We start from the raw sequence: 24,503 nt of genomic DNA, 5'->3' as shown, positions 1-24,503 counted from the left end.
GCTGTGAGCTGTGACGGGGACGTATGCTGTGTCCCATCATCCGATCGCGGCATCCATCGCGCTGGAATCGAAGCCCCTTTCGCGCCGGCTCCCGGTGGGGTATTCTTTCTGTAGTGCGAACAAATGTTCGCAGGGCGAACATTGGAGTTGGCATGATCGATAAGACCATGACGAGTGCCGAGGCCGCGGTCGCCGACATCCCCGACGGTGCGACTGTCATGATCGGCGGATTCGGACGAGCGGGGCAGCCGATCGAGTTGATCGACGCCCTCATCGCCCGTGGAGCCAGCAACCTCACGATCATCAACAACAACGCCGGCAACGGCGGCACCGGGCTCGCCGCACTGCTGGCCACCGGCGGCGTGCGCAAGATCATCTGCTCGTTCCCTCGACAGAGCGACTCCTGGGTCTTCGACGGCCTCTACCGTGACGGCAAGATCGAACTGGAACTCGTGCCGCAGGGCAATCTCGCGGAGCGCATCCGGGCGGCCGGTGCCGGCATCGGCGCGTTCTTCAGTCCCACCGGCTACGGCACTCAGCTCGCCTCGGGCAAGGAGACGCGCTCGATCGAGGGCCGCGATTACGTGCTCGAGTACCCGATCCGTGCCGATTTCGCCCTCATCGGCGCACTGAAGGCCGACCGCTGGGGCAACCTCGTCTACCGCAAGACGGCCCGTAACTTCGGTCCGATCATGGCGTCTGCCGCGACCACGACGATCGTCCAGGTCGATGAGGTCGTCGCGCTCGGTGCGATCGACCCCGAGGTCGTTGTCACTCCCGGCATCTTCGTGGACCGAGTCGTCGCGGTGGGGGAGCGCCCGTGGATCGAGGGTGGCACGTTCGTCGGCGGCGTCACGATCGAGGGGATGCCTCTGTTCGATACATCCCGAACGGCCTTCTCCTCGACGAAGGAGGCGTGATCGTGGCCACTCGCATCTCACGCGAAGACCTCGCTGCGCGCATCGCCGGCGACATCCCCGATGGCGCGATCGTGAACCTCGGCATCGGGGCGCCGACCCTTATCGCAGACTTCCTTCCTGACGGGCTCGAGATCATCCTGCACACCGAGAACGGGATGCTGGGGATGGGGCCGAAGCCGGCATTCGATGAGATCGACCCCGACCTGATCAATGCAGGCAAGCAGCCGGTCGGCGAACTCGCCGGTGCCGCCTTCTTCCACCACGCCGACTCGTTCGCGATGATGCGCGGCGGGCACCTCGACGTGTGCGTGCTCGGTGCGTTCCAGGTGTCGGAATCGGGCGACCTCGCCAACTGGTCGACCGGAGCACCAGGGGCGATTCCCGCTGTCGGCGGTGCGATGGACCTCGCTATCGGCGCCAAGGCCGTCTATGTCATGACCGACCTGCTCACCAAGCAGGGCGAGTCCAAGCTCGTCGCGAGGTGCACGTATCCGCTCACCGGCATCGGGTGTGTCACGCGCGTCTACACCGACCACGCCGTCTTCGACGTCACGCCCGACGGATTCCGGGTGCGCGAAGCGTTCCGCGACAACACCGTCGATGAGCTCGAAGAGCTCACCGGCCTCACGCTGAGGGATGCCGCGACATCCGGAGAAGGACACAGACATGGCTGAAACGTACATCTACGACGCGGTCCGTACTCCGTTCGGGCGGTACGGCAAGGGACTGGCCGACGTTCGGCCGGACGACCTCGCGGCTGTCGTGATGCGCGCCGCCGTGGAGCGGACCGGTCTGGATCCTGCCCGCATCGACGACATCGTCTTCGGCGACGCCAACCAGGCCGGTGAGGACAATCGCAACGTCGCACGTTTCGGCGGTCTGCTCGCCGGGTTCCCGTCCGGGGTGCCCGCAGTGACGGTGAACAGGCTCTGCGGTTCCGCCGTCGAGGCGGTCATCCAGGGGAGCCGGGCCATCGAGACCGGCGACGCCGACATCGTCCTCGCGGGCGGCGTGGAGTCGATGTCCCGTGCGCCGTACGTCGTCCAGAAGGCCGAGCGGCCGTATCCGGCCGGCAACCAGACGATGTGGAACACCGCAATCGGGTGGCGCATGACCAACCTGCTGCTGCGCAAAGACTGGACGATCTCCAACGGCGAGAGCGCCGAGAAGCTCGCCTCGATCTATGGCCTTTCACGCGAGGCACAGGACGGGTTCGCGGCGCGCAGCCATAGACTCGCCGCCGCCGCCTGGGTAGCCGGTGTGTACGACGACGAGATCGTGCAGGTCGATGGTCACGCGCTCGAGCGGGACGAGGGCATCCGGGATGATTCGACTGCTGAGGTGCTGGGTGGATTGAAGCCCGCGTTCGCCGCCGACGGCACGGTCACCGCGGGCAACTCTTCGCCGATCAACGACGGCGCGTCGGCGGTGCTCCTCGGGGCGGAAGGCGCGCTGGATATCGAGCCCCTGGCTCGTATCACGGGTCGAGGTGTCTTCGGCAACGACCCGGATATGTTCGGAGTCGCACCCGTCGAGGCCGCGAACCGCGCCCTCGCCCGAGCTGGACGCACATGGGCGGACGTGGATCTGGTCGAGTTGAACGAAGCGTTCGCGTCGCAGAGTCTGGCGTGTCTGCAGCTGTGGCCCGACCTCGATCCCTCGATCGTCAACATCCACGGCGGCGCGATAGCGATCGGCCATCCGCTCGGCGCCTCCGGTGGGCGCATCGTCGGCCATGCCGCGCACGAACTGGCTCGGCGTGGCCGCGGTGTTGCCGTCGCGGCGATCTGCATCGGTGTCGGCCAGGGGCTCGCCGTCGTGCTCGAACGGTGACCTCGAGCAGCTCGACGCCGGAGTCGCACAGTGCTCGGGTGCGGGCCTGGTCGGGTCTCGACAAGCGGTGCTCCCGGCTTGTCGATCCGGATGCGGGGGAGCGGAGCGGTGATGGGTGCGCGATGCGAGCTTCTGGCAGGATGAGTCGATGAGCACCCCCGAGTCAGGTGAGTTCGTCCAGTCGTTTGCGCGTGGGCTCGCGGTGATCCGCGCATTCGACGCGCAGCAGCACGAACTGACCCTGAGCGACGTCGCCCGCCGAGCGGGCATCACTCGTGCAGCCGCCCGCCGCTTCCTGCTGACACTCGAATTCCTCGGCTACGTCCGCTCGGACGGTCGCGTGTTCTCCCTCACTCCGCGTGTTCTCGAGCTCGGCTTCTCCTACCTGTCCGCCCTGTCGCTCCCCGAGATCGCCCAGCCGCACCTCGAACGGCTCTCGCGCGAGGTCGGCGAGAGCGTGTCCGCAGCAGTGCTCGACGACGCAGACGTCGTCTATGTCGCCCGGGTTCCCACGCGGCGAATCATGAGCGTGCGCATCACGATCGGCACACGGTTTCCCGCGTACGCGACGAGCATGGGCCGCGTGCTGCTCGCGGAGTTGCCGGATGCCGTGCTCGAGGCCGTGCTCGCGGCATCCGCGACCGAGCAGCTCACGGAACGGACGCTGACCGACCGCGGGGAACTGCGTGCCGAGCTCGACCAGGTCCGTGCGCAGGGCTGGTCGCTCGTGGACGGCGAGCTCGAGCTGGGCGTGCGTTCCGTCGCGGTGCCGCTTCGTGCACGCGATGGTCGCGTCGTCGCCGCAGTCAACGTCTCGACGAGCGCGACGCGGGACTCCGTAGAGCACCTCATCGGCACCTATCTGCCGGCGTTGCGCGATACGGCGACCGCAATCGAAGCGGACCTCCGCCTCGTGTGATGCGGCATGTGCCCGTGGGCATCGTGCTCTCCAGAGATGCGTGCCTCCGGCGGCTTCGCGGCGCCCAGCACTAAGCGGGCACCCGCGAGAGTCGATCAGTGGTAGCGGCCGCTATAGGCGTTGATCGCCGGCTGGCCGCCGAGGTGGGCGTAGAGCACGTTCGAGTCCTTGGGGAACTCGCCGTCGGAGACGAGGTCGATGAGACCCGCCATCGACTTGCCTTCGTAGACGGGGTCGAGGATGATGCCCTCGAGGCTGCCGGTGAGCCGCATCGCCTCGTCGGTCGACTCGACGGGGATGCCGTAGTAGTCGCCCGCCCAACCATCGAGCACCGTGATCTCGTCGTCGCGCAGCTCACGGCCGAGCCCGATCAGCGACGCCGTGTTACGAGCGATGCGCGCGACCTGGTCGCGGGTCTCGTCGATCTTCGCCGAGGCGTCGATGCCGATCACGCGGCGCGGGCGCCCGCCGAAGTTGTGCTCGAGGTCGGCGAAGCCCGCGATCATGCCCGCGTGCGTCGATCCGGTCACCGAGCAGACCACGATCGTGTCGAAGAACACGCCGAGCTCGACCTCCTGCGCGGCGACCTCGTGCGCCCAGTTCGCGAAACCGAGGCCGCCGAGCGGGTGGTCTGAGGCCCCGGCCGGGATCGCGTAGGGTGTGCCGCCGGCCTCCTCGACATCGGCGATCGTCCGCTTCCACGAATCCTTGAACCCGATGCCGAATCCGGCAGGGGAGAGTCGCACCTCGGCGCCCATCAGCCGCGACAGGAGGATGTTGCCGACGCGGTCGTTCACCGCGTCGGGCCAGTCGACCCAGTGTTCCTGCACGAGCACGGCCTTCATGCCGAGGTGCGCTGCGACGGCCGCGACCTGGCGCGTGTGGTTTGACTGCACGCCGCCGATCGACACGAGCGTGTCGGCGCCCTGTGCAAGCGCGTCGGGCACCAGGTATTCGAGCTTGCGGGTCTTGTTGCCGCCGAAGGCGAGGCCGCTCGAGACGTCCTCGCGCTTCATCCAGATGCGGGCGCCGCCCAGGTGGGTGCTCAGTCGGTCGACGGGGTGCACCGGGCTGGGTCCGAATGTGAGCTGGTGGCGGGGAAAGTCGGCGAGTGCCATGGGTCTCCTCAGTCTGGGATGGTGACGGATGCCTCTAGCGCAAGGCTCTGCGCATCGGCGTTGGGCTCGTCGTCTTCGTCGAGGCGCAGCAGCCGACCGAGCGTCGACCAGTTCTCGCGCGCGGCGACGCCGGCCTCGTCGGGCCTGCCCTCCGCGCAGAGTCGGATGATGAGGTCATGGTCGGCGACCGACCCGCGACCGGCGAGCGAGCCGAACCGTGCGCGCTCGAGCCGGCGCAGCAGAGGCGTGACCTGCTCCAGCAGAACGGGAAGCAACGGGTTCGCGCATGCGCGAACGGCCACGTTGTGGAAGTCGTCGTCCGCTGCGATCGCCGCATCGACGTCGTCGGCCTGCAACGCCCTCGCGAACCGGCCGTTCGTCGCGCGCATCGCGTCGAGGTCGACCTCTGTGAGCTGCGGCACTGCGTCGCGTACGGCGAGTTCGTGCAATGCCGCAGCGATGCGCTGCGCCGCGACGGCGGATCGGGTGTCGAGCGGGGTGACGATCGTCTGCTTCGCACGGTGCGTCTGCGCGAGCCCGGCGATCTCGAGCCGGGCGATCGCTTCGCGGATAGGGGTGCGGCTCACGCCGAGCCACTGCTCGAGTTCGGGAGCGCGCAGGCGCTCGCCGGGTGTGAGCTCGCCGCTGACGATCGCGTCGCGCAGTTCGCTGTAGGCGTAGTCCCGTAGCGAACTCGGACGTTCGACGCGAGAGTGCTTCAGCGGCATGCAATATATTGCAGCGGATGCATCGGGCGATGTCAAGTCCAGGCGCAGGGAGAGGCTGCGGCATTCGTCCGTGTGGCTCGGGTGCGCCGGCCACGGTGCTCGACGGCGCGGTAGGAGGTGCGGCCGGCTCTAGCTCGAGGGTATGACGACGCAGGAGATGACCTCGTCGAGGGTCTCACGGGCGTCTTGGACGGTCAGCTGCGTTTCGGGTGTGAGGAGTTCGAGGCAGAGGCCATCGACGAGCGCGAGGAGAAGGACGACATGCTGGGATCGTCGCGTCCGGTCGGTGTGAAGGGTCGAGAGCCAGCGGTCTACTCGAGTGCGGGCACGTTGGTTGAAAGCCGTCAACAGTCGAGCTCCTGCATCTGTGCGGTCTCGGCCGAGGGCTGAGGTGTAGAGGGCGAGCCATCCTTCGAGTTCCGAGATGCGGCCATCCTCAGCGGGAAGGAACTGGCGCATGCACTCCGCTAGTCTCCGAGCCGGACTGGTGGTGCCGTCGTCGATGTTGAGGTCGTCCAGCTGTGCGTCGAAGATGCGGTCGAGGACCTCGCTGTAGAGGTCCTTCTGCGAAGGGAAGTAGTGCCGCAGGGTGCCGACACCCACGCCGGCCTTCTGTGCGACAGCGCGCACGCTAAGCGCTGCCGTTCCCGATTGGGCAGCGATTTGCGCGGCCGCTGCCACGATCTGCTCTCGCCGGTTGCTCATGCTCACCATCTCGATCATCGGTATAGCACGACGTACTAGTACAGTGTGCTACTATGGGACTCCCGTTTAGCACAGCGTACTAGTAGAGGGAGGCTCCGGTGGTAGGTGGTGAGACCGAGGCGGTCGTGGCGTATCTGATCGACATGGTCGTGCGCGCGCCGCATCTTTACATCTTCACGCTCCTGTACTGGATGCTGATCGCCGCGGTGCTGGTCACTCGCTACATCCTGAAACGGCATCGGGTCAGTGAAGTGTTGATGATGCTGGTGGTCGCACTCGGGTTCGTCGCCGTCGTGATGGCGTTCGTCGATGTCGCCGTGCGTGGACGGGAGCTGATCCAGATCTCACTGGTGCTGTACCTTGTGGTCCCCATCGGCATCGGCCGGTTTCTGATCAGGAAATGGGATCGGCGTCCGGTCGCCGTCTGGCGGGGCCTCCTCCTGCGGGAGACCAGCTACCTAACGGGGTTCGTGGTCTTCGTCATTCTGAGCGCGGTGGACGGGGACCTGTGGTGGTTCACCAGACCCGTGGTCGACCGCAGCAGCATCCTCACTGTGATCGAGGACACGAACTGGTTGCATCTCATGGCCACCGTCTTCGGTGCGATGGCCGTCGTCGAGGTGGCGGTCCTCGCCGTCAAAGCGCTCACCCGTCGCACCGCCGAATAGCAGTGCGGTCTCGTCACTCGCTCACTTCACGGTCGCATAGTGGTTCGCGGTCTCCGCGACGCGGTTGTTGTAGTCAGCGCTCGGGTTATAGGCGGCAATGGCGGTGATCCAGTTCTGGGCGACGGCGAGGTCGCCGCCGGCCTCGCAGAGGTAGGAGGCGGCGGTGAGAGCAGCGTCGTCGATCTGATTGACGTCGGTCTCGCCGTCTCCGTTGCCGTCTCGCGCGTGTGCCGCCCAGCTCGACGGAATGAACTGCATGGGGCCGACCGCCCGGTCCCAGCTCGTGTCACCGTCGAGCCGCCCGTCGTCGGTATCAGAGACCTCCGCGACGCCTCGGCCGTCGAGCGGGATCCCGATGATGACAGGGGCTGTGATCCCATCAGGGGCGATCCGGGCACCGTGCATGGTGCCGTGCTCGGTCTCGACACTGCCGATGGCGGCGAGGGTGTTCCAGCCGAGCCCGCAGGATGGGCGAGTCCTGGCGGTCTCGATTGCGGCTCCCGCGTAGGCGGCGAGGGCGCGCTCGGGGATGTTCGCGGCTTTGGCGATTCGGGTCACCCATGCTGGGTCTGCCAGTTCGGACACGGGGGTCTTGCTTTGGGTGCGGGCTGCGCTCGTGGTGGACGCGGCGACGGTCGGGATCGGCCGGGTGCTTGCGTTGAACGGCGCGCTGCTCGTCGCGAGGCCGGTCGGCGCTTGCATACCGGTCGGACTCAGGGCCGCGGCGACGAGGGCTCCGGCGCCGAGCGCGGCCAGCAGTATGGTCGCAACGGGCAGCGGCCAGCGGCGCTTGCTCGTCGACCTGACAGGGACCCGTTCGTCGACGACGTCGAGCGTTGGCAGGATCGCGGTGTCGAAGGCGTCGCGTATGGAGCGCCGGGTCGGGTTGGTCGGGCCGGTCATGGGCGGACCCCGCTGCTCACGGGTCGACGGTCCGGCCCGGTGACATCGTCGGCACCCTCAACCGTCGGGGAGGTGCCGGCGACCGTCGCGATGACGGCGAACCCGCCTCGTCGTGCGACGGAGCGTCTGGCCTTCGCTACGAGGCCTTGATGGGGTCCGAAGAACCATGCGATGAGGAACGTGGCGGTGAGGATGAGGACGATGGTGCCGCCTGTGGGCAGGTCGTAGGACCACGACAGGTAGAGGCCGGCGAGGGCCGAGAGCCCGCCGATAACGGGAGCGAGGAGCATCATGATCCCCAGTCGGTCGGTGAGCAGGCGGGCGGTCGCGGCAGGCGTGATGAGCAGGGCGAGCACGAGGATGTTCCCGATGGTCTGCACCGAGATGACGACGGCAAGGGTGACGAGGACATAGAGCACGAGGTCGAGCCAGAACACCCCGACTCCGAGGGCTCGTGCGCTCTCGCGGTCGAGCGAGATGGCGACGAACTCCTTGTGCAGCAGGAAGGTCGCCGTGAGCACGATCAGGCCGGTGACGCCGACGACGTAGAGGTCGGATTCGGGGATGCCGGTGATCGAACCGAACAGGAACTGCTGCAGGGAGCCCGCATAGCCAGGCGCCTGAGAGATGATGACGATGCCCAGAGCGAAGGCGGCGACGAAGAAGATGCCGATGATGGAGTCCTCTTTGAGCCGCCTGTTCTGTGAGAACACCGCGATGAGCGCCGCGGTGAGGATGCCGGCAATGGTGCCGCCGAGCACGAGATTGCCTCCGACGACGAACGCCACGGCCAGACCGGGGAACACCGCGTGGGCGACGGCCTCCCCGATGAACGCCATGCCCCGCAGCACCACGTAGCAGCCGATGACGCCGCAGACGATCGAGGACATCACGGCGACAGCGAGGGCTTTGGGCAGGAAGGCGAGGTCGGGGTTGAACAGATCGGTGAGGAAGTCGAGAGGAGACATGGGTCACGCGGCTTTCAGGATGCGCAGCAGGGCACTGTCGGGTCCGACGCCGAAGGTCGCCATCCACACGGACGGGTCAACGGCGAGCTGAGACGGGATGCCTGCGGCAATCACGGTGCGGTTCAGCAGCGCGATCCGATCACAGGTGTAGAGGGCGCTGGCAAGATCATGGGTCGTCATCAGCACCGCCCGGCCCTCGCGGGCCAGCTCGGTGAACAGCTCCGAGAGCAACTCTTGGGTGGGCATGTCTAAGCCGGTGAACGGTTCGTCCAGCAGCAGGACCGCCGGTTCCAGGGCCAACGCGCGGGCGACGAGTACCCGTTGGCGTTGCCCGCCGGACAGTTGCCCGACCGGACGGTCGGCGAGTTCGGTCATCCGCACCCGTTCCAGGGCGTCGGCCACCGCCTGCCAGTCGGCCTCGCCGGGACGCTTCAGCAGCCCGAGGCGGCCGGTGAGCCCGGTCATCACGACGTTGGCGACCGAGATCGGGAACTCCCAGGCGAATTCGTGGCGTTGCGGCACGTACCCGATCGGGGTGCTGCCGGGACGGGCGGTGCGCCCGTCCACGAGCACCAGGCCGGTCGCTGGGCGCAGCAGCCCGAGGATGGTGCGCAGCAAGGTCGTCTTCCCGGCCCCGTTCGGGCCGATCAACCCTACGAGCTCCCCCCGGTCCACAACCAGGCTCGTGCTCTCGAGCACGAGTCGGCCGCCGAGCTCGACCGAGACATCGTCCACCGTGAGCACGCCCGGCGCGATCGTGCCCGTCATGGCCGGTCCTCGGCCTCGGTGCCGGAGGCGGGAGTCGGTGTGCGAGCGGCGAGCACGCGCCGTTTGGCACGGTTGCCGCGCACGATGACGACGATGAACCCGGCGATCAGGCCAGAGGCGACCAGAACGATCAGGCCGATCAGGACCGGCACGAGCGGGCCACTGGCCGGCGCGGACGCTGCCGCACTGCCGGAGGGTGCCGGGTCGTCCCCGGTCGGCGGTGCAGGGCTGGAGGCGTTCGGGCTCGCTCCGCTCCAGGTAGCGGCGAGAGCATCCTTCGGGGAGGTGGCGGTGCCGACGGCGAAGCGGATGACCTGCGTGTCGGACGCGGTGGACCCGTCCACGAGGTCGGCGGAGGCTTTCAGCTGGAGGAGGTAGACGCCGGGCCTGGTGAAGACCCAGTTCGCGTGGGTGTGCGTGTTCACATCCACCCACGCCGGCTGCGCCTCGGTCACACGCGAGTCGTACAACACCTGGGGTTCGCCGAAGGAGCCGGACTGGAGGTAGACGGTGACGACGCCCGGACCCTGCACACCGGTCATGGACAGCGTCATCCCGCGGTCGATGGTTCCCAGTACCTCGGGGTCCTGGGTATTCCAGCCCAGCCACACCACTTCGGGGTTCTGCGTCTGCGGGACCACCCACACCGGTGAACCGGGATCGACGCCGAGGAAGGCATAGGCGGGATCGTCGGGCACGGTCAGCTTCGATTCGTCGAAGACGTGCAGCACGGTCTCGTCCGGGTAGCGCCAGACGCTGGTCGCGTTTGCGTCGGCGCGGGCGACGTCGTCGTGGATGAGGAACCGCCACGTCCCGTTGTCGTACTTGGGTCCCATGTCCACGTGTCCGGCGTCCAGGACGCGTTGACCGTGCACGATCGCCAGCTCGTCCAGGGTCTGATTGAGGTTCGGGTCGTCGCCGTCTACAGCCCACGCTGGCGTGGCGACCGTGGCGGCGGCAAGCACGATCGTGCCGGCAAGCGCGATCGTGCCGGCAAGCGCGATCGTGCCGGCAAGCTGAGTGCGGATTGCCCACCCGGTTCTGGAGCTTGTTCTTCGGCTGAGGCTATGCATTGGTGGGTGTTCTTTCTGTCGTTCGGTCGTGGTGGCGGTGCCGGTCAGGGGGTCAGGGGGTCAGGCAGTCGCTCAAGGAGTCGGCGTTGAACCGCATCATCTGCACGTAGTCGGTGACCTCGCCGTCGAAGGTGTCGCCGTAGATCGGGCACACGGCGACGTCCTGTTCGTGGGCGATCTCGGTGAGGGTGGAGGCACGGGTGGTGAGGTTCGGTTCTAGGAAGACTGCGGGCACACCGAGGGTGCGGATGGTCTCGGTGAGTTTCCTGCGGTCGGCCAGCGACGGTTCGGTGGCTGGGTTCGGGGTGACGAACCCGGCGATCTGCACGTGGTAGGCGTCCGCGAGGTAGCCGAAGGCGTCGTGGGTGGTGACGAGGTACCGCCTGGCCTCCGGGATGCCGGCGATCGTGTCGCGTACGTACGCATCGAGCTTGTCGAGCTCGGCCAGGTAAGCGTCCGCGTTGACCCGGTACTCCCGTGCCCCGGCAGGGTCGGCGCCGATGAGGGTGTCGCGGATCAGGTTCACGTAGGCCATGGCGTTGCGCACGTTCTGCCACAGGTGCGGGTCGATTTCGCCGTGCACATGCTTGCCCAGCACCGCCTGCGCGAGCTGGTACACCCGTTCACCCGCGCGGCCGAGGAAGGTGAACTGGCTGCCCGCGGGGATCTCGGCCAGTGCCTTGCTCGGTACCTCGATCACCACCTCATTCGCTTGGTACCGCTGCTGGGCGTGCTCGCCACCGCCGGCCGGATCGTACATCACGTCGAGCTCACCGGCTTCCAGGTTCGCCGTCAGATCGGCGTGGCCCTCGTTCAGCACCACGGCGTCCGGGATGCCCGCCTCTGCCGGGTTGACCCCGACAGCGAAGGTGAAGGTCGCCTCTTCCAGGTCGACCGGGCGGGAGGTAGCGTCCACCTGTACCCGGGCTTGGAGAGCGACCGTGTAGATGCCGGGCGCGGTGAACGCCCAAGACAGGTGCGTGTGTGCGTCAACCGGGAGGGTCATCGTGTCGTTCTTGTACCCGTCAGCTGGGTTGAAGCCGTCGGAGGAATCGAAATACACGTCCGTATCGCCGAACGTTCCGGTCAGATAGGCATACACCTTGCCCGGTCCCGTCACGTTGGTGGCGGAGAGCAGCACGTCTGAGGTACGGGATGCCCCGTACTGGGCGCCGTCGCCATGGGCGCGCAAGCCCAGCCAGACAGTGTCGAGGTTCACGTTCTCCACGAGCGGGATGATCTCGGCCGCGTACTTGACGGCTTCCTCGGCGAGGGACACGTTCACCGCGGAGCCGCGCAGGTTGGAGTCCAGGGTCTTGATGACGTTGTGTTCCTCCAGCAGGGCGTAGTTGCTGAACGCGATATCCGCGTAGACCACGTTGCGGGCATCCCGTAGGGACGGTTCGTAGCTGTGCGGGTCGCCGCCGTCCGGCACCAGGGAGGCGACCCGGACGCGGTCTCCTCCGACGTGTTCGACCAGGTCGCGCAGCAGTCCGGTGGTGGTCACCACCTGGAGCCGGTCGCTGTCGGCAGCCAGCGCCGGCTTGGTCGCGCACCCTGACAACAGGATCGCCCCGGTCAGGAGGAGGCCCATCGCCGGAAGCAGACGGTGGCGGCAACGACGGTTCACGGGTCGACTTCGTCGATGCGACGTACCAGGGCTGTGCCGGGAAATCCGCGCTCGGCGCGAAGGCCCACCTGCGAAAGCTCTGCGTTCAGCGTGGCCAGCGGCAATGCCTCCCAGTCCCCGGCGAAGCGCTCCGACCGTAGCACCTGGTCGCCGTCGAGCACTGTGTACTCGCTCACGTAGCGGTGAGTCTCGGATGACGGCAGGTAGCGGGCGATGTAGCGATAGTCGCCGATCCGCCGCTCTTGCACCAGCTCCGCTTCCGGCTCGGCCGGGTCGCGTCCTGGCTCGATCGTGATGATCCCGCACGCTCGCGGCCTCAGTATTTTGGCGAGGTGCCGGAAGGTGGCCTCGCGGTCGTCAGCGGAGAGGTGACCGAGCATGTGCGCGCACACGAACCCCGCGAACGGTGCCTTCATCGTCTCGAGCGCGTCGGGGAGTCTGCCGGCGATGATGCTCACCCGGCTGGCCAGTGCCGGATCGTCGGCGATGCGCGCGGTGAGGACCGCCCGCATTACGTGGGAGGGCTCGACGGCGACGATCCGCGCCGCCGTGCAGGCGGCGAGAATGCGGGAGCCGATCCCGGTTCCCGCGCCGAGGTCGAGAATCCGCTCCGAGACGCCGACTCTGGAAAAGGCATCGGCCAAGGCGGGGCGTATCCGGTTCCACGGCCCGTCCATGAACAGGTCGTGGAACTCGGCCAGCTCCTCGTAGTGATCCCTCACGATCGGACCTCTCGGTCTAGCCCGACCTCCCGCGGTCGGCGTCGCCACCACAACACCCCAGCACCGGCCGCACCTGCCAGCAGCAGCATGCCGAGGATCGACAGCAGCAGGGGTACAGGGTCGCCCTGTGAGAGCGCGGTGAATGGATCGGTGAAACCGGTGTCCCTGGTAGTCGACTGTCCGGGCAGCACCTTGCGGGCGGCGTCGGCCGCTTCGGCCGCAGCCTGTTCGGCTGCCTGAAGTGGGGCCGCTCGGTCGCCGTCCCGCAGCACGGCGTTGGAGACGGTGCCGCAGCCGGATCCCGATCGCGCGGCGGAGGCAGGATCGACGTTCCCGACCGCGATGGTCAGTGTCTCGGTGTCGCTGCTGCGCTGCCCGTTGGCCAGTGTGAGGGTTTGAGTCATCTCCAGTCGGTAGATGCCCTCAGCGCTGAATGCCCAGTTGGCATGCGCGTGCACGCCGAGCGGGATGCTGTAACTGGACCCGCCACCGTTCAGCATCATCGACTGCACCCCGCCGAACACACCCGATTGGTACACCTTCACGCTGCCTGGCCCGTTCACCGAATTCAGCGTCCAGGACACCTCACTGCGAGCGTTGCCGGCGTTCAGCGCCTCACTGTTCCAGCCCAGCCAGATCAGCTCCGGGTTCTGCGTCTGCGGCACCTGCCAAACGCTCGACCCGGCCGGCCCCACTGCTCCATACCCGGAGGGCAGGGTGATCCCGCTGGAGGGTTTCAGCCAGAGGATGACACCATCCGGCTCCCGGTAGACTTTCGTGCCGGAGGAGTCGTCCCCGACGAGGGACTCCAGCTTCCCGTCGACGATCCGTGACGCGTAGTCGACGTGCCCGGAGGAGAGTATGGTCGCCCCGGCCACGCACTGGGTCGCGGCCACGTTCCGCGGCGACGTCTGATCCGGCGGTGTCGGTGTGGGTCCTGGCGGGGTTCTCGGGGCGGCGACGACACTGAGGCCGTCCCATCCGATCAACCCACCGGCTTGCTCCTTCACTGCGATCTGATGGGCGCCGAGTGCCGCGTCAGCGGGCAGACGCACCTGGATGGCACCGGAGGAGCCCACCTGGCTCCAGCCGAGCCAGGTCGGCGACGAGTAGAACCAGGGAGACACCCACCGTCCCGCATAAGCCTTCCCGAGTTGCACGGTCACCAGTTGCCCGGCGGTGAACCCGTTCTCCCCGCCGAGCACCTGCACGGAACCGGCCGCCGCATCGGTGAGCTGATCCACCGGAGTAGGCGTGCTGTCGACAGTGGCCGGCTTCCCCGGCGCTTCCGTGAAGCACTGGCCGGGATCGACACTCTTGACTTCGACACGACCCACAGCAACCGCGAGTGTGAACGCGTCTGTGACCGCCTGCCCGGAACTCAATGTCGTGGCCCGCTCGAAGGCGAGGCAGTAGACGCCTTCAGCGGAGAACGCCCACGAACCATGCGCATGGGTGTGCTTGGGCACGGTGGTGGTGTCCGCAGCGGTGACGCCGTCGCGGGTGTTGAACAGTAGCTTCGGTTTCCCGGTGATGCCGCTCTGGAACAGGGCGAACTCTCCCGGCCCGGCAGCATCGGTGAGCGTCCACCGGAACGCGTCACGGGTTGCCGTGTCGGCGATCGACTCGGTCGACCAGCCCGGCCAGAGCAGCCGGTCGTCCTGTGTCTCGGGCAGGATCCAACTCGCGGACCCGGCAGCACCGAGGAACGCGAACTCCGGCAGGTCGGGCACGGTCGCCTTCGCGGACGGAGCCACTTGCAGCACGGTCTTGGCCGGATCACGCCAAACCGGCTCGTCCGAAACGGTCGTGTCCTTGATCCTGGTATCCAGGCTCTCCCCTGACAGGACCGAGGCAACATCGACGTGTCCCCGATTCAGGATGGTCGCCCCGGAATCGGTCAGAGCCCCGTTCGGGACGTCCCACACGACCGGGCCCGGGTCCACCGGGTCCGGTCCACCCGGGTCGGTTCCGCTGCCGCCTCGGGCACAGGGGGTCACCGTGTCCGTCGGGACGCCGACCGCGTAGGTCAGTGTCTTCGTCGTCGAGACGGTGTTGCCTGTGGTCATGGTCGCCGACCAGGTGATCGGGACGCAGTAGATTCCGGGTGCCTGGAATACGGGGGTGTTGTCTCCCAGGAACTGCGGCCAGAGCGCGTAACTGCGCGATTGGCCATCCCGGGTGCCGAAGGAGCTATCCCTGTAGGAGTTTGCCCTGTAATACTCGTAGCTGATCGCTCCGGGCCCGTCGACCTCGCCCACCCGCACGCTGAGATCACCCTGTGTCGTCCCTGCCGGTATGGACAGGCCGGACTGCAGGAATCTGCTACTCCTGTTGCGCCAGGCGTCTCCGTTGTCGGCGAATCCGCCGATCACCAAGGCTTCCGGGTCGTGCCTGCTTCTCGCGGCCGGCCGGCCGAGCCGCTCGGTGGCGACATCGAGTTGCCCGTCGCTGATGAACGGGGTGAAGGCGATGCGATCATCCGCACCCACCACATAGGGGTTGGCGTCGATCGTGTGCGGGTCGATCGGGGCGCGGGGGACGGCAGGACCGTCCGGGTTGGTGCGCGCGCAGGGTTGCACGGTGTGCAGATCGACGGAGTTGCCGATCGCGACGGTGAGCTGATCGCGGACCACCGCGTCGGCACCGGTGCTGGTGTCGCGGGCGCGGATCTCGAAGTTCAGGCAGTACACGCCCTCCTTCGTGAACGCCCAGTCTAGATGCTGGTGGCTGTTCGGCCCCTCGAAGGTGGCCGGCAGATTCGCGGAACTGACTCGGTAGGCCGGCATCGCGAAGGCGCCGCCCTCGGGACCGGAGTAGCCGACGAGCGTCCACGCAGTCTTGCGGTCTCTCCACGGTTGCAGTGGCAGACCCTCAACGGTCAGCCCCACCCACGGTGTGGAGTCAATGAATGCCGGGTCGGCAGAGAGCCCGTAATACGGGGTGCCGGGCGCGCCGATGAGACTGTAGTCCGGGCCATCCGGCCGGTTCTCCGGCACGGTGAAGGCGATATCCCGGCCACGGCCGACCCACACCGAGTCTCTGACCGAGGGAAACTCGGCCGGGTTGTGCACGCTGCCGGTGTGCAGTTGCAGGGTGCCGTCGACGAAGACCGGGCCGATGTCCAGGTGCCCCTTATGGAACCAGGTGACGGTTGGGTCGAGGTCTTTGTAGAGATCCTCTCTGGGATCGGTCGACCCGTCCCCGCCGGTGCCCTGTGCGCAAGGGGTGATGGCACTCGGATCGACGCCGACCGCGAACGTCAACGTCGAGTACCCGATCGTGGGAACTGTGCTGCCCGTAAAGGTCCCGCGGGATTCCACTGTCATGCAGTACCGGCCTGGTGCCGTGAACGCGAGCCCCAGTGCACTGTAGGGAGTGGCGAAGGGGGAATAGCCACCGTCGACCCCCGGTGCCCCGATCGAGTCGTTGCGTCCATCGGGACGGGAGTCCCATTGCGCGGCAACCGATCCAGATGCGATCCTGTCGTCGCTGTCAGTCTCGTAGCTGGCGGTGTATCCGCCATCGGGCGTCTCGCTGGCCACGAGCTTGAGCGTGTAGGCGCCGTCGACGAGTTCTTCGGCATTCGTGTCATCCGCCCAGGGCGCGAGCGCCAGCGGAAGTCTCGGGTCGGTGACCGGGGCGTATGTCATCGCGCCCGCCGTGCGCCACAGCCGGGTCCCCGGTGCGGCGACCTTGCTCCAGAGCTGACGGTGCACTTCGTCCATATTGCTCGCCGGCCAGGCCTCATCCCGGGTCGGAACCGAGAATACGGTGGCGGCGGGCGTGTAGCTGGTGGTGCGCCCGCCTGCCACCCGGTTCAGGTCCAGGGCAATGGAGCCGTCGTCGGTGGGCTTGGGAGAAAGGTGCACGAGGCCGGCGTCGATGACGCTGGTGCCCTCGTCCGTGGTCGGCGTCGGGGCCGGGTCATAGGGGGCGGTCGCGGCCGGTTGCGGGCAGGGCTCGACCGTGGCCACGTCGAGGCCGACGGCGAAGGTCAGGGCGGCTTGGTCGTGGGCGATCTGCCCGGTCTTGGCGTCGAGCATCTCGCTGTCGACGGTGACGCAGTACCTGCCCGGCGCCGTGAACGCGAACCCCAGCGGCTCGGCCTCGCCGGGCGCGTTTGCATCGGGCTGCAGCGTCACCCGGGCCGACGCGGCCCCGAGCTGTCCGGAATGCCAACGCCGATACGGTTGCCCGCCATCGGTGCGGAAGGTGGTGAAGGCGCCACCGTCGGGAACGAGAGCATCCGCGACACTCATGAACAACTCGCTGCCGCGATCGGCGGACACACCGTGCGCGTCGGTACGGAGGAGAAGCTTGTTCGCGGCGCCCGAATCGGCCTGCCCCTGGGTGCGCCACACCGGCCCGTGCGAGGGGATCAGCAGATCCCAGTTCCGGTACTCCGAACTTCCGGCATCAAGACCGGTGCCGGGCCATGGCTCCGACTCCGGCACCGAGAGCACCACCCCGGCCGGATCGAACGATGCTCCGTCCCCGCCGACCAGTCGTAGCAGCAGGTTATCTACCGCCCACTGATTCGACACGTTCACCGTGCCGGCCTCCAGTACTGTCACCTCCGGCGCCGAAACCGGCGCGGAAACCGGCGCGGCAGGCGGGGCCGGAGGGGGCGCCGGTTCGCCGGTCGCATTCGACGAGTCGCTTTCCGGGGTGGCCGCACTGGCATCGTCGGCTGGATCCTCACGAGGGCCCGCGGGTGCCGGTTCGGCTGCGACCTGGAAGCGGTAGCGGGTCTCCGCAGCCTCGGCCGTCACAGTGGGCTGGCCGGGCAGAGAGTAGGACACCGTGGCCCGGATCGAGAGCTCGTAGTCGCCCGGCACCGTGAAACTCCAGTCCAGGGCGATGTTCTCAGGTCCAGCTTCGAGCACCCGCGATGCCGGCTCTGATGGTCCCCAGAGCCGGGCCGGCTTCGCATCGGCAACGGCAGCGTGCACCGCCCCGCCGTCCGGGGTCACGGCCGACACGATCTCCAGCCGGGAACCGAGCACCGAGGCGTCTGAAGGCAAGCCACTGGTATCCACCGCGAGCATCGACCGGGCCGCGCCCCCTGACGCCACCGTGAACACTGGGTCCGTCGGGTCCGTCGTCCCACTCGATGCCGTCGTGAGGGTCGTCGTCTCGGGGGTCACGAGGATCCTGGGCAGGACGGCGCCGTCGAGCGCGGTCGTCGTCTCGGCGGAAGCGGGTGCAGCCGTCCCACCCACAAGGGCGAGAACGACCGCCACGGTGACAACGAGCCTCGCTGGTCTCGACACGGCGGATTGGAGCCTCATAGCATCCATGCTTTCCAGGGACAAGAACTCGTCCCGCTCGGGTGTGACGCATCATCCAGACTGATAATGATACGCATTATCAATAATGTATCGGAGTGACCCGGTTGTGACAAAGCCGGGCCTGTCCGCACGAGCCGGACCCCGCTGGGGGTTAGAACGTGAACAGTATGGTGTTTGTCTTACCGGTGGACCTGAGTCCGGGGCCGGTGACCTTCACCCCGATCTGCGCTTGCCTGGCGGACGATCGCCGCCGCCCCGGCGACAATCGAGCCTGCAATGGTGCGCCGACCAGTGGCGCGCTGTGTAGTGCTGATATTCGCGTGCAGTTTCTCACTTCTGTGGTCCGCTTCCCGGCAATCGCCCACGATGGGCGCAATAGCAAGCTGCGGTGCGCGTCTGAGGTCGACTCAACGACGAGATCCGCGGCAATCGGCGTACGACTGCCTACCTGGCTCGCTCTCTGCGCCCGCCTCGAAACCCTTAGTGAGCCGATGAGCGGGGGTGCCTAGCTGCGGACCATGCTCACGACATGCCTGTGCGCTCTTTCGATCGAAACCCGATCCCGGCAACGCGGGGTCCGCCTCCTGAAAGGCGGGCCCCGCTGCTGGAGCTAGAACGTGAACAGCACGGTGTTCGTCTTGCCCGAAGACCCAAGCCCCGCGCCGGTGACCTTGACGCCGATCTGCGCCTGCGACGCCGAACTCGTGAAAGACCAGGTGAAGTGCTCATGCACATCCGTGGTCGTTCCGGCCGGAAGGGTCAGGGTGTGGGTGTAGTCGCCGGTCGCGGTGTTGATGTAGACAACCGCGGGGTTCGTCGGATTAGTGACCTTGACGCTGGTCCCCGCCGGGACGCCCGTCAGCTGGATCGTGTAGGTCCGATTAACGCTCGGCGAGGCGAAGCCGGCGTCGATACGGATGCCGCCGCCGCCCACCGGGGTCGTCGATGTCGCGTCGTTGCCGTCGATGACCTTCCCCGAGCCGACCGCGAACCAGCCGGCCGGTGCGTCCACATCACGGTAGTCGCCGATGGCGTGATCGTAGTTGACGACCTCGAGCGGCAACTTGTCCACCGCGACCAGGTCCCATTCCCCGGTCTGCGCGCCGGTGACGATGGTCGCCGCGTTGGCGACCCCCGCGCCGGACAGCGCAAGTGCGATCGCCGCCGCCCCGGCGGCAATCGAGCCTGCAATGGTGCGCCGACCAGTGGCGCGCTGTGTAGTGGTGATACTCATGTGACTCCTCATTTCGACATTGTGTTTGAGCGCTCACCGACGATCACACGACAGCATCCAGTCGCTATGCATATCGGCGAGCTCGACTCGGCGACGCGAACCGCCGCCACGGGAGGGGTATTCGCCCACCCGATCCACTCTCTAAGCTCACCTCGAGGCCCTGCGTGGGTCGGTGAGCAGGCCCACTTTTATTGATAACCATTCTCAATAACACTGTACCGCTATATGCTATCGATCGCTACCCATGGTGCAAGACGACGCGTCATACGCTAGGCATCGTGATCGGAGAGCATGGGGGCACAGAGTGCGGGACAGCGTGGACGAGTCGCCGACGCTCGACCGTGTGTCATTCGAGCTCGAGTTCAGCGACGACTTCCCCGGTCCATCGCTCGATGCGACACGCTGGGTGAGATCACTATCTGCCGCACCGGACCAGACCCGAACGGTCGGCTGCGTGTTACGACTTCGACCATCACGGACCGCGGTTTCGGATCGATGTCGATCAGCCCAACTGGCGTGACGAGGACGGTGGCATGCGGGTGTCGCACGTCGGCGAAGACCGGGATGGCGGAGAGTATCCGAAGACGGCCTTCGTCCAAAGCGTGCACGGCTACCGACCTCGCCCATCCGGGCGAGCAGCCGCACGCTGATCGAGTCCGAATGCGACTCGAGGGCCGACCCACGCGCACCCCTCTGTCGATCGTGAGACGCTCTGCGCAACGGGCGGCGTTCGGCCACGAGCTCCATCGTCCCGTGCCCTGTGGCGTCCGAGATGAGTATCTTTGCGATCCGCTTGCGCTCGATCGCGTCGTCGGGCCTCATACTAAGGGGAGAGCATCAGCGCGATGGCGGGTGGCGTGAGAAGATTGCGATCTTCCACCTGGGGAGGAGGAACGTCCCATGTTCATGTTCGAGCACGAACTGAGGATCTTGTTGTCGGCGATTCGGGGCGGCGGATCGGCCCATGTTTCTGCTCAGGGCGGTCTCGGCAGCACGACGCTTCTCCGTGCTCTGCATGCCCAGCTGGAAAGCGAGGGATACACCGTGATGGCGGCGTTCTGCGCTCCGTATACCTCCACGATCAATCACTTCCCCTTCCACCAGGCGAACATGAGCCCTGGGGCTCAGAACGTCTCCACTCTGATCGATGCGGTCTCCGCGGAATTGGCGGGGAAACAGCTGCGGGCCATCGTCATCGATGCCATCGAGTACATCGATCAGGGCAGCCTGAGCGTGCTGCAGGCGGCAGCCCAGCGCACGGACACCCCGGTGGTGTTCAGCCGTTCGAGAAGCCTGGGGTCGTTGATTCGGGCCGGGGTACGCTATTCCCGTTACCCCGGGCAGCGGGTGGAACTGCGTCCGCTCGACTTCGTCGGAGTCGCGTCTCTCGTGCAAGACCGGCTCGGGCATCTTCCCGATTCTGAGGTCATCTCGCGGGTCTTCGCCAAGTCTGGTGGCATCACCGGACTGGCCCTGGCGATTGTCGACGGGGCGCGGACGAGCGGACTCATCGAACTCGTGGACGACCGCTGGGTGATGACCGGTCGCAACCTCTGGAACTCTTCGATCGATGCCTGGCTTGAGGCGAGGCTCTCCTTGCTGAGAGTCGACGAGCTCGATGCGCTCGAGCACCTCGCCCTCGCTCATGCGAACCCGCAGCACGGGATATGCACGAAACTCGATCAGGCCACCCTGAAAGATCTGGAGGGTCGAGGTTTCCTGTCCGTGATCACGCGGGCCGGCGATCGCACCCTAGCGCTGCATCCACCGGCACTCACCGACTACTTCCGCTCGTCGGAGGGTAGCGGTATCGCGAGACTCACCCTCGAGGACGATGCCGTCGACGGCCTGGAGACCGTGCTGTCGTCCGAGGACGACATCGCGCTCTCCGTCCGAACGTTCCGGGATCGTCTCGAGCGGGTCGTCCTCGACGGAGCACGCGCCTGGGAGGCGGAGCTCAGCGTCCAGACCGCCCTTCCGTACCTCCAGAGCTTGTTCCATGCGTCACGCACAGACCGGAGCATTCGTGCGATCTTCGAGCGCACACCTCTTTCGACGGCGGCGTCCGCCGAGGAGGCGTTCGACTTCCTCTTCCTCCGGCTGCTCTGGGCGGGCGGCCTGAACGCGGCCAATCCCCATGATCCTCTGCCCTTCGAAGGTCTCGTGGAGCTGTACCCTGCCTGGCGAGACACGGTAGACATCTTCAGCGAGGTGATGCTTCTCGGGCCAGAACCGGTCGCTCACCGATTCGACAGCGAATCGATCGTGACGATTCCCGGCGGCGCGCTCTGTGTCGCGACATTCGCGTACGCGAACCTGGTTGCTGGCGACTTTGCCATCGCGAAGCACTGGGTGGAGCGCATTCCCGAGTCTTCGATGCTCGTCGTGCAACGTTTTCGCGGATTCGTCGAATCGCTCGTGGAGATCGCAGCGGGCGACAGCCGCCGCGCGCTCGAATCGAGCAATGCGGCGCTCGCCACAGCGCAGGACCAGCTCGATCACTGCGGTGTCCTGCTGCATTCGTACGTCGTCGTGCTCTCCCTGCTCGGGCAAGCCCGATGGCACGAGGCTGCTGAGGTCGTGGACAGGGTTCTGGCGTTCGGTCCATCCAGCGGAATCAATCGCGGCCTGTATCGGACGTTCCTCTACATGGGTTCCTTCATCAATCTGCGATTCGACCAGCCACGTCTGGCTCACCTCTTCGACGTCGAGGCGCAGAGTCTCATCGTGCGTGACGAGACGCTTCCGGGAATGCAGGGGGACTTCGGGGTCATCATCCGCCAGCTCATCGACGGTGATCCGGCCGGCGGGATGCAGTCGTTGCGCACCCTCGTGACCCGACTGATTCAGCAAGGCAATCTCTTCGCAGCACTCATGACGCTGCGCATCGGTTTGTCCGTGTGGCCGGAGAAGAGCACCATCGCGCTCTTCGAAGAGGTCTCCGCCCGGGTGCATGGCCGAGCGCCTCGTCGCTTCCTGGAGCTGGTGAAGGCATCGTTCGACGACCCCAACAAGCTCATCGACCTGTCGAGCGCCTTCCCCGTCGACCAGAACACGCCGCTGGCGGCACTCGTGCTCGCGGCGCGCGCCCGGATGGAACGCGGCACGACCTCGGTGCTGTCCGAAGCGATCGATGTGGCAGTGCAGAACATCCAAAGGCTTCTCGTGTGGCGCGACGAAGACGCGCACAAACGTGTGACTCCCAAGGTGGGCAACTCCGTCCCGCTGTCGGAGCGGGAGACCGAAATCGCTCTTCTCGCACTCAATAACTCCAACGCGGTCATCGCCTCCCGGCTCAGCCTGAGTGTGCGAACGGTCGAGAATCACATCCACAATGCTTTGAAGAAGACAGGAGCCACCACGAGACAGGAGTTGTTCCGGGCACTGAACTCCTGAGTCTTGCGTTCGCGAGAGCCGATGGTCGTCGAATCGTGCGCGTCTTCGCCCGTGTGCCTCGGGTTCGGCATCGGGCGCGAGACCATTCCACCCGGGCACACTGGCACCGGCTCGCCTAATCTCGAAATCGGTGTACTCAGTTGCGTACACATCTTCACGGATAGAGGCACTCAACAGTCTTTCTGCGGGCTTTCCTGGGATAGGCCGATCCACGGCCAAACCTGAAGGAGTGAAATATGTCAAACACCACCATCGAGACCCAGCCCGATGAGGACCGTCGCAAGGGGCGCAAACGCGCTTTTATCGCGCTCGGATCGCTCCTCGCGGTCGGAACGCTCGCAACGAGCGCATTTTTCACCGACTTCGCCCTTCTCGATCTCAATGGCAGCGGGGGTTTCGGCGACCAGAGCAGCCTCTACAACATCCAGGTCTCCTCGGGGCAGGAGAAAAAGGTCGGCGATGTGAAGTCGTGGATCGAGGCGAACCCGGACTCAGCAGCCATCGCCAATATTCCCGGCGCCTCCAGCCTGCTGCCCGGCGGATCCGTCGTCGTGACGATCCCGGTGCAGAACACCTCCACGAAGTGGGGATCGACCCTCAGCGTAAAGTTCAAGAACACGACCGTGGTTGACGGTGTCACTGCCGCACAGAAGGCACGTAACGAGGCATACATGGGACTCATCACCCTCGATATCGCCGTGGTCGACGATGCGTCGAAAACCCCGGACGCCACCGCCTGGACGAAGAAGGCACTGACTGTTCCGATCACGACCGGTGAGACGAGCACTGTCGATCTGGGCAACCTCGCCGCCAACAATGGCGGCAAGGTGATCTATGTGAAGGTCAACCTCAACAATGGGACCACCCAAGACAAAACGGATGCAGCCAATGGCGGGACGGCTTCGCTTCAGGCGGTCGTCAGCGGCACCTCCGTCGCCCCCTGACCTTGCAGGAGACGTCTGAGCGTTCCGGCAAGCCGCCGCACCGCACCGGCCGCAAGCGGGTGCTCCTTTCGGCGGCACTGGTCATCGCCGTCGGAACGACCAGCACTGCGGCCTCGATCTGGATCGGCCACGACACGACGGTCATCTTCGCGGCACAGGGATCGGACGCGTTTTCGATATCGATCGCTGCATCCCCTGAAGCCGATTGGCGGCCTGCGGAATCGGACTGGCAGCCGCAGCCCGTCGGGTCGGATCGGCGGACCGGATCGGATCATGAGGTGATCCTGCCTCTGACCGAGGATGGCCAGTCATTCGATCTGCAGGCCGGTACCAGCAAGACCGTGTATGTCTTCGTGCGAAACTCCAGCCCGGAGCTGACAGGTGACCTCGACCTGATGGTACAGCCGCCCGCGCAGAGCACGGTGAGCGACGGTCTCTTCGACCAGCTCGCGTTCAACGCGGCTCTGGACTCGGGGCAGGTCGTGCTCGACGGGCACGGCCGGTCGACCGGCTCGCTCGGCACCCTGACGTCTGGGGAGGTCCGGCGTCTGACGCTGACCGTCACTCTTCCTCTTGGAACCCACAGCGAGTACCTTGATCGCACGACCGGCGTGACGCTGCGTTTCGACGCGGCGAACCGCTGACTCACGACATCCACTAGAACAAGCAAAGGAGGGGTG

Annotated in this window: 19 protein-coding genes; 8 read left to right on the top strand and 11 right to left on the bottom strand. The window is 66.5% G+C overall.

The window, feature by feature from the left end:
* Nucleotides 1-152 precede the first annotated feature (152 nt).
* The 4 genes from ACFQB0_RS07300 (at nt 153) to ACFQB0_RS07285 (ending at nt 3,672) form a co-directional block, all read left to right on the top strand.
* Nucleotides 153-920 (top strand): 3-oxoacid CoA-transferase subunit A, encoded by a 768-nt coding sequence (locus ACFQB0_RS07300; RefSeq protein WP_386729391.1) that lies wholly within the window; start codon nt 153-155, stop codon nt 918-920.
* 2 nt (nt 921-922) lie between these two features.
* Entirely contained in the window at nt 923-1,594 is a 672-nt protein-coding gene (locus tag ACFQB0_RS07295) for a 3-oxoacid CoA-transferase subunit B (protein WP_386729390.1), read from the top strand.
* Nucleotides 1,587-2,753 carry a thiolase family protein gene (locus ACFQB0_RS07290; RefSeq protein WP_386729388.1) on the top strand — a complete coding sequence of 389 codons (1,167 nt, stop codon included), beginning with the start codon at nt 1,587-1,589 and terminating at the stop codon, nt 2,751-2,753. Before ACFQB0_RS07295 ends, ACFQB0_RS07290 begins: the two co-directional genes overlap by 8 nt.
* Before the next feature lie 148 nt (nt 2,754-2,901).
* Entirely contained in the window at nt 2,902-3,672 is a 771-nt protein-coding gene (locus tag ACFQB0_RS07285; protein ID WP_386729386.1) for an IclR family transcriptional regulator domain-containing protein, read from the top strand.
* A 95-nt stretch (nt 3,673-3,767) separates the two neighbouring features.
* Here the strand turns inward: ACFQB0_RS07285 and ACFQB0_RS07280 are convergent, their stop codons facing one another.
* The 3 genes from ACFQB0_RS07280 to ACFQB0_RS07270 form a co-directional block, all read right to left on the bottom strand.
* Nucleotides 3,768-4,790: a 1-aminocyclopropane-1-carboxylate deaminase gene (locus ACFQB0_RS07280; RefSeq protein WP_386729383.1), complete on the bottom strand. Its 1,023-nt coding sequence runs from the start codon at nt 4,788-4,790 to the stop codon at nt 3,768-3,770.
* Nucleotides 4,791-4,798: 8 nt separating this feature from the next.
* Complete coding sequence (locus tag ACFQB0_RS07275) at nt 4,799-5,518, bottom strand: GntR family transcriptional regulator (protein WP_386729380.1); 720 nt, start codon at nt 5,516-5,518, stop codon at nt 4,799-4,801.
* A gap of 129 nt (nt 5,519-5,647) precedes the next feature.
* Nucleotides 5,648-6,223 carry a TetR/AcrR family transcriptional regulator gene (locus tag ACFQB0_RS07270; protein WP_386729379.1) on the bottom strand — a complete coding sequence of 192 codons (576 nt, stop codon included), beginning with the start codon at nt 6,221-6,223 and terminating at the stop codon, nt 5,648-5,650.
* A 98-nt stretch (nt 6,224-6,321) separates the two neighbouring features.
* Between ACFQB0_RS07270 and ACFQB0_RS07265 the strand changes: the two genes are divergently transcribed.
* Complete coding sequence (locus ACFQB0_RS07265) at nt 6,322-6,891, top strand: hypothetical protein (RefSeq protein ID WP_386729377.1); 570 nt, start codon at nt 6,322-6,324, stop codon at nt 6,889-6,891.
* A gap of 21 nt (nt 6,892-6,912) precedes the next feature.
* On the opposite strand, the gene ACFQB0_RS07260 is transcribed toward ACFQB0_RS07265, so the two are convergent.
* The 8 genes from ACFQB0_RS07260 to ACFQB0_RS07225 form a co-directional block, all read right to left on the bottom strand.
* Nucleotides 6,913-7,794, bottom strand: coding sequence for a lytic transglycosylase domain-containing protein (locus ACFQB0_RS07260; protein ID WP_386729374.1), 882 nt, complete (start codon nt 7,792-7,794; stop codon nt 6,913-6,915).
* A complete protein-coding gene (locus ACFQB0_RS07255) occupies nt 7,791-8,762 on the bottom strand; it encodes an anchored repeat-type ABC transporter permease subunit (protein WP_386729371.1) in 972 nt (323 codons plus the stop codon). The genes ACFQB0_RS07260 and ACFQB0_RS07255 overlap by 4 nt, the downstream gene beginning before the upstream one ends.
* A gap of 3 nt (nt 8,763-8,765) precedes the next feature.
* Nucleotides 8,766-9,530, bottom strand: a complete 765-nt coding sequence (locus ACFQB0_RS07250) for an anchored repeat-type ABC transporter ATP-binding subunit (RefSeq protein WP_386729368.1) — start codon at nt 9,528-9,530, stop codon at nt 8,766-8,768.
* Nucleotides 9,527-10,603 (bottom strand): choice-of-anchor M domain-containing protein, encoded by a 1,077-nt coding sequence (locus tag ACFQB0_RS07245; RefSeq protein WP_386729366.1) that lies wholly within the window; start codon nt 10,601-10,603, stop codon nt 9,527-9,529. The genes ACFQB0_RS07250 and ACFQB0_RS07245 overlap by 4 nt, the downstream gene beginning before the upstream one ends.
* A 52-nt stretch (nt 10,604-10,655) precedes the next feature.
* On the bottom strand, nt 10,656-12,197 hold the full coding sequence (locus tag ACFQB0_RS07240; RefSeq protein ID WP_386729364.1) for an anchored repeat ABC transporter, substrate-binding protein: 1,542 nt from the start codon (nt 12,195-12,197) through the stop codon (nt 10,656-10,658).
* A 32-nt stretch (nt 12,198-12,229) separates the two neighbouring features.
* A complete protein-coding gene (locus ACFQB0_RS07235) occupies nt 12,230-12,955 on the bottom strand; it encodes a class I SAM-dependent methyltransferase (RefSeq protein WP_386729361.1) in 726 nt (241 codons plus the stop codon).
* Nucleotides 12,952-18,249: a TIGR03773 family transporter-associated surface protein gene (locus ACFQB0_RS07230; protein ID WP_386729359.1), complete on the bottom strand. Its 5,298-nt coding sequence runs from the start codon at nt 18,247-18,249 to the stop codon at nt 12,952-12,954. The genes ACFQB0_RS07235 and ACFQB0_RS07230 overlap by 4 nt, the downstream gene beginning before the upstream one ends.
* A 610-nt stretch (nt 18,250-18,859) precedes the next feature.
* Nucleotides 18,860-19,483: a hypothetical protein gene (locus ACFQB0_RS07225; RefSeq protein ID WP_386729356.1), complete on the bottom strand. Its 624-nt coding sequence runs from the start codon at nt 19,481-19,483 to the stop codon at nt 18,860-18,862.
* A 900-nt stretch (nt 19,484-20,383) separates the two neighbouring features.
* Here ACFQB0_RS07225 and ACFQB0_RS07220 point away from each other — a divergent pair.
* From ACFQB0_RS07220 to ACFQB0_RS07210, 3 genes are all read left to right on the top strand, one after another.
* Nucleotides 20,384-22,879, top strand: a complete 2,496-nt coding sequence (locus ACFQB0_RS07220) for a LuxR C-terminal-related transcriptional regulator (RefSeq protein WP_386729353.1) — start codon at nt 20,384-20,386, stop codon at nt 22,877-22,879.
* A gap of 236 nt (nt 22,880-23,115) precedes the next feature.
* On the top strand, nt 23,116-23,823 hold the full coding sequence (locus ACFQB0_RS07215; protein ID WP_386729351.1) for a hypothetical protein: 708 nt from the start codon (nt 23,116-23,118) through the stop codon (nt 23,821-23,823).
* Between the two features lie 2 nt (nt 23,824-23,825).
* Nucleotides 23,826-24,467 (top strand): hypothetical protein, encoded by a 642-nt coding sequence (locus tag ACFQB0_RS07210; protein WP_386729348.1) that lies wholly within the window; start codon nt 23,826-23,828, stop codon nt 24,465-24,467.
* The last annotated feature ends 36 nt before the right edge of the window (nt 24,468-24,503 follow it).

Origin of the sequence: Luethyella okanaganae, from assembly GCF_042660285.1 — a bacterium.
Lineage (GTDB): Bacteria > Actinomycetota > Actinomycetes > Actinomycetales > Microbacteriaceae > Luethyella > Luethyella okanaganae.
This window is presented reverse-complemented; position numbering and strand designations above follow the sequence as displayed.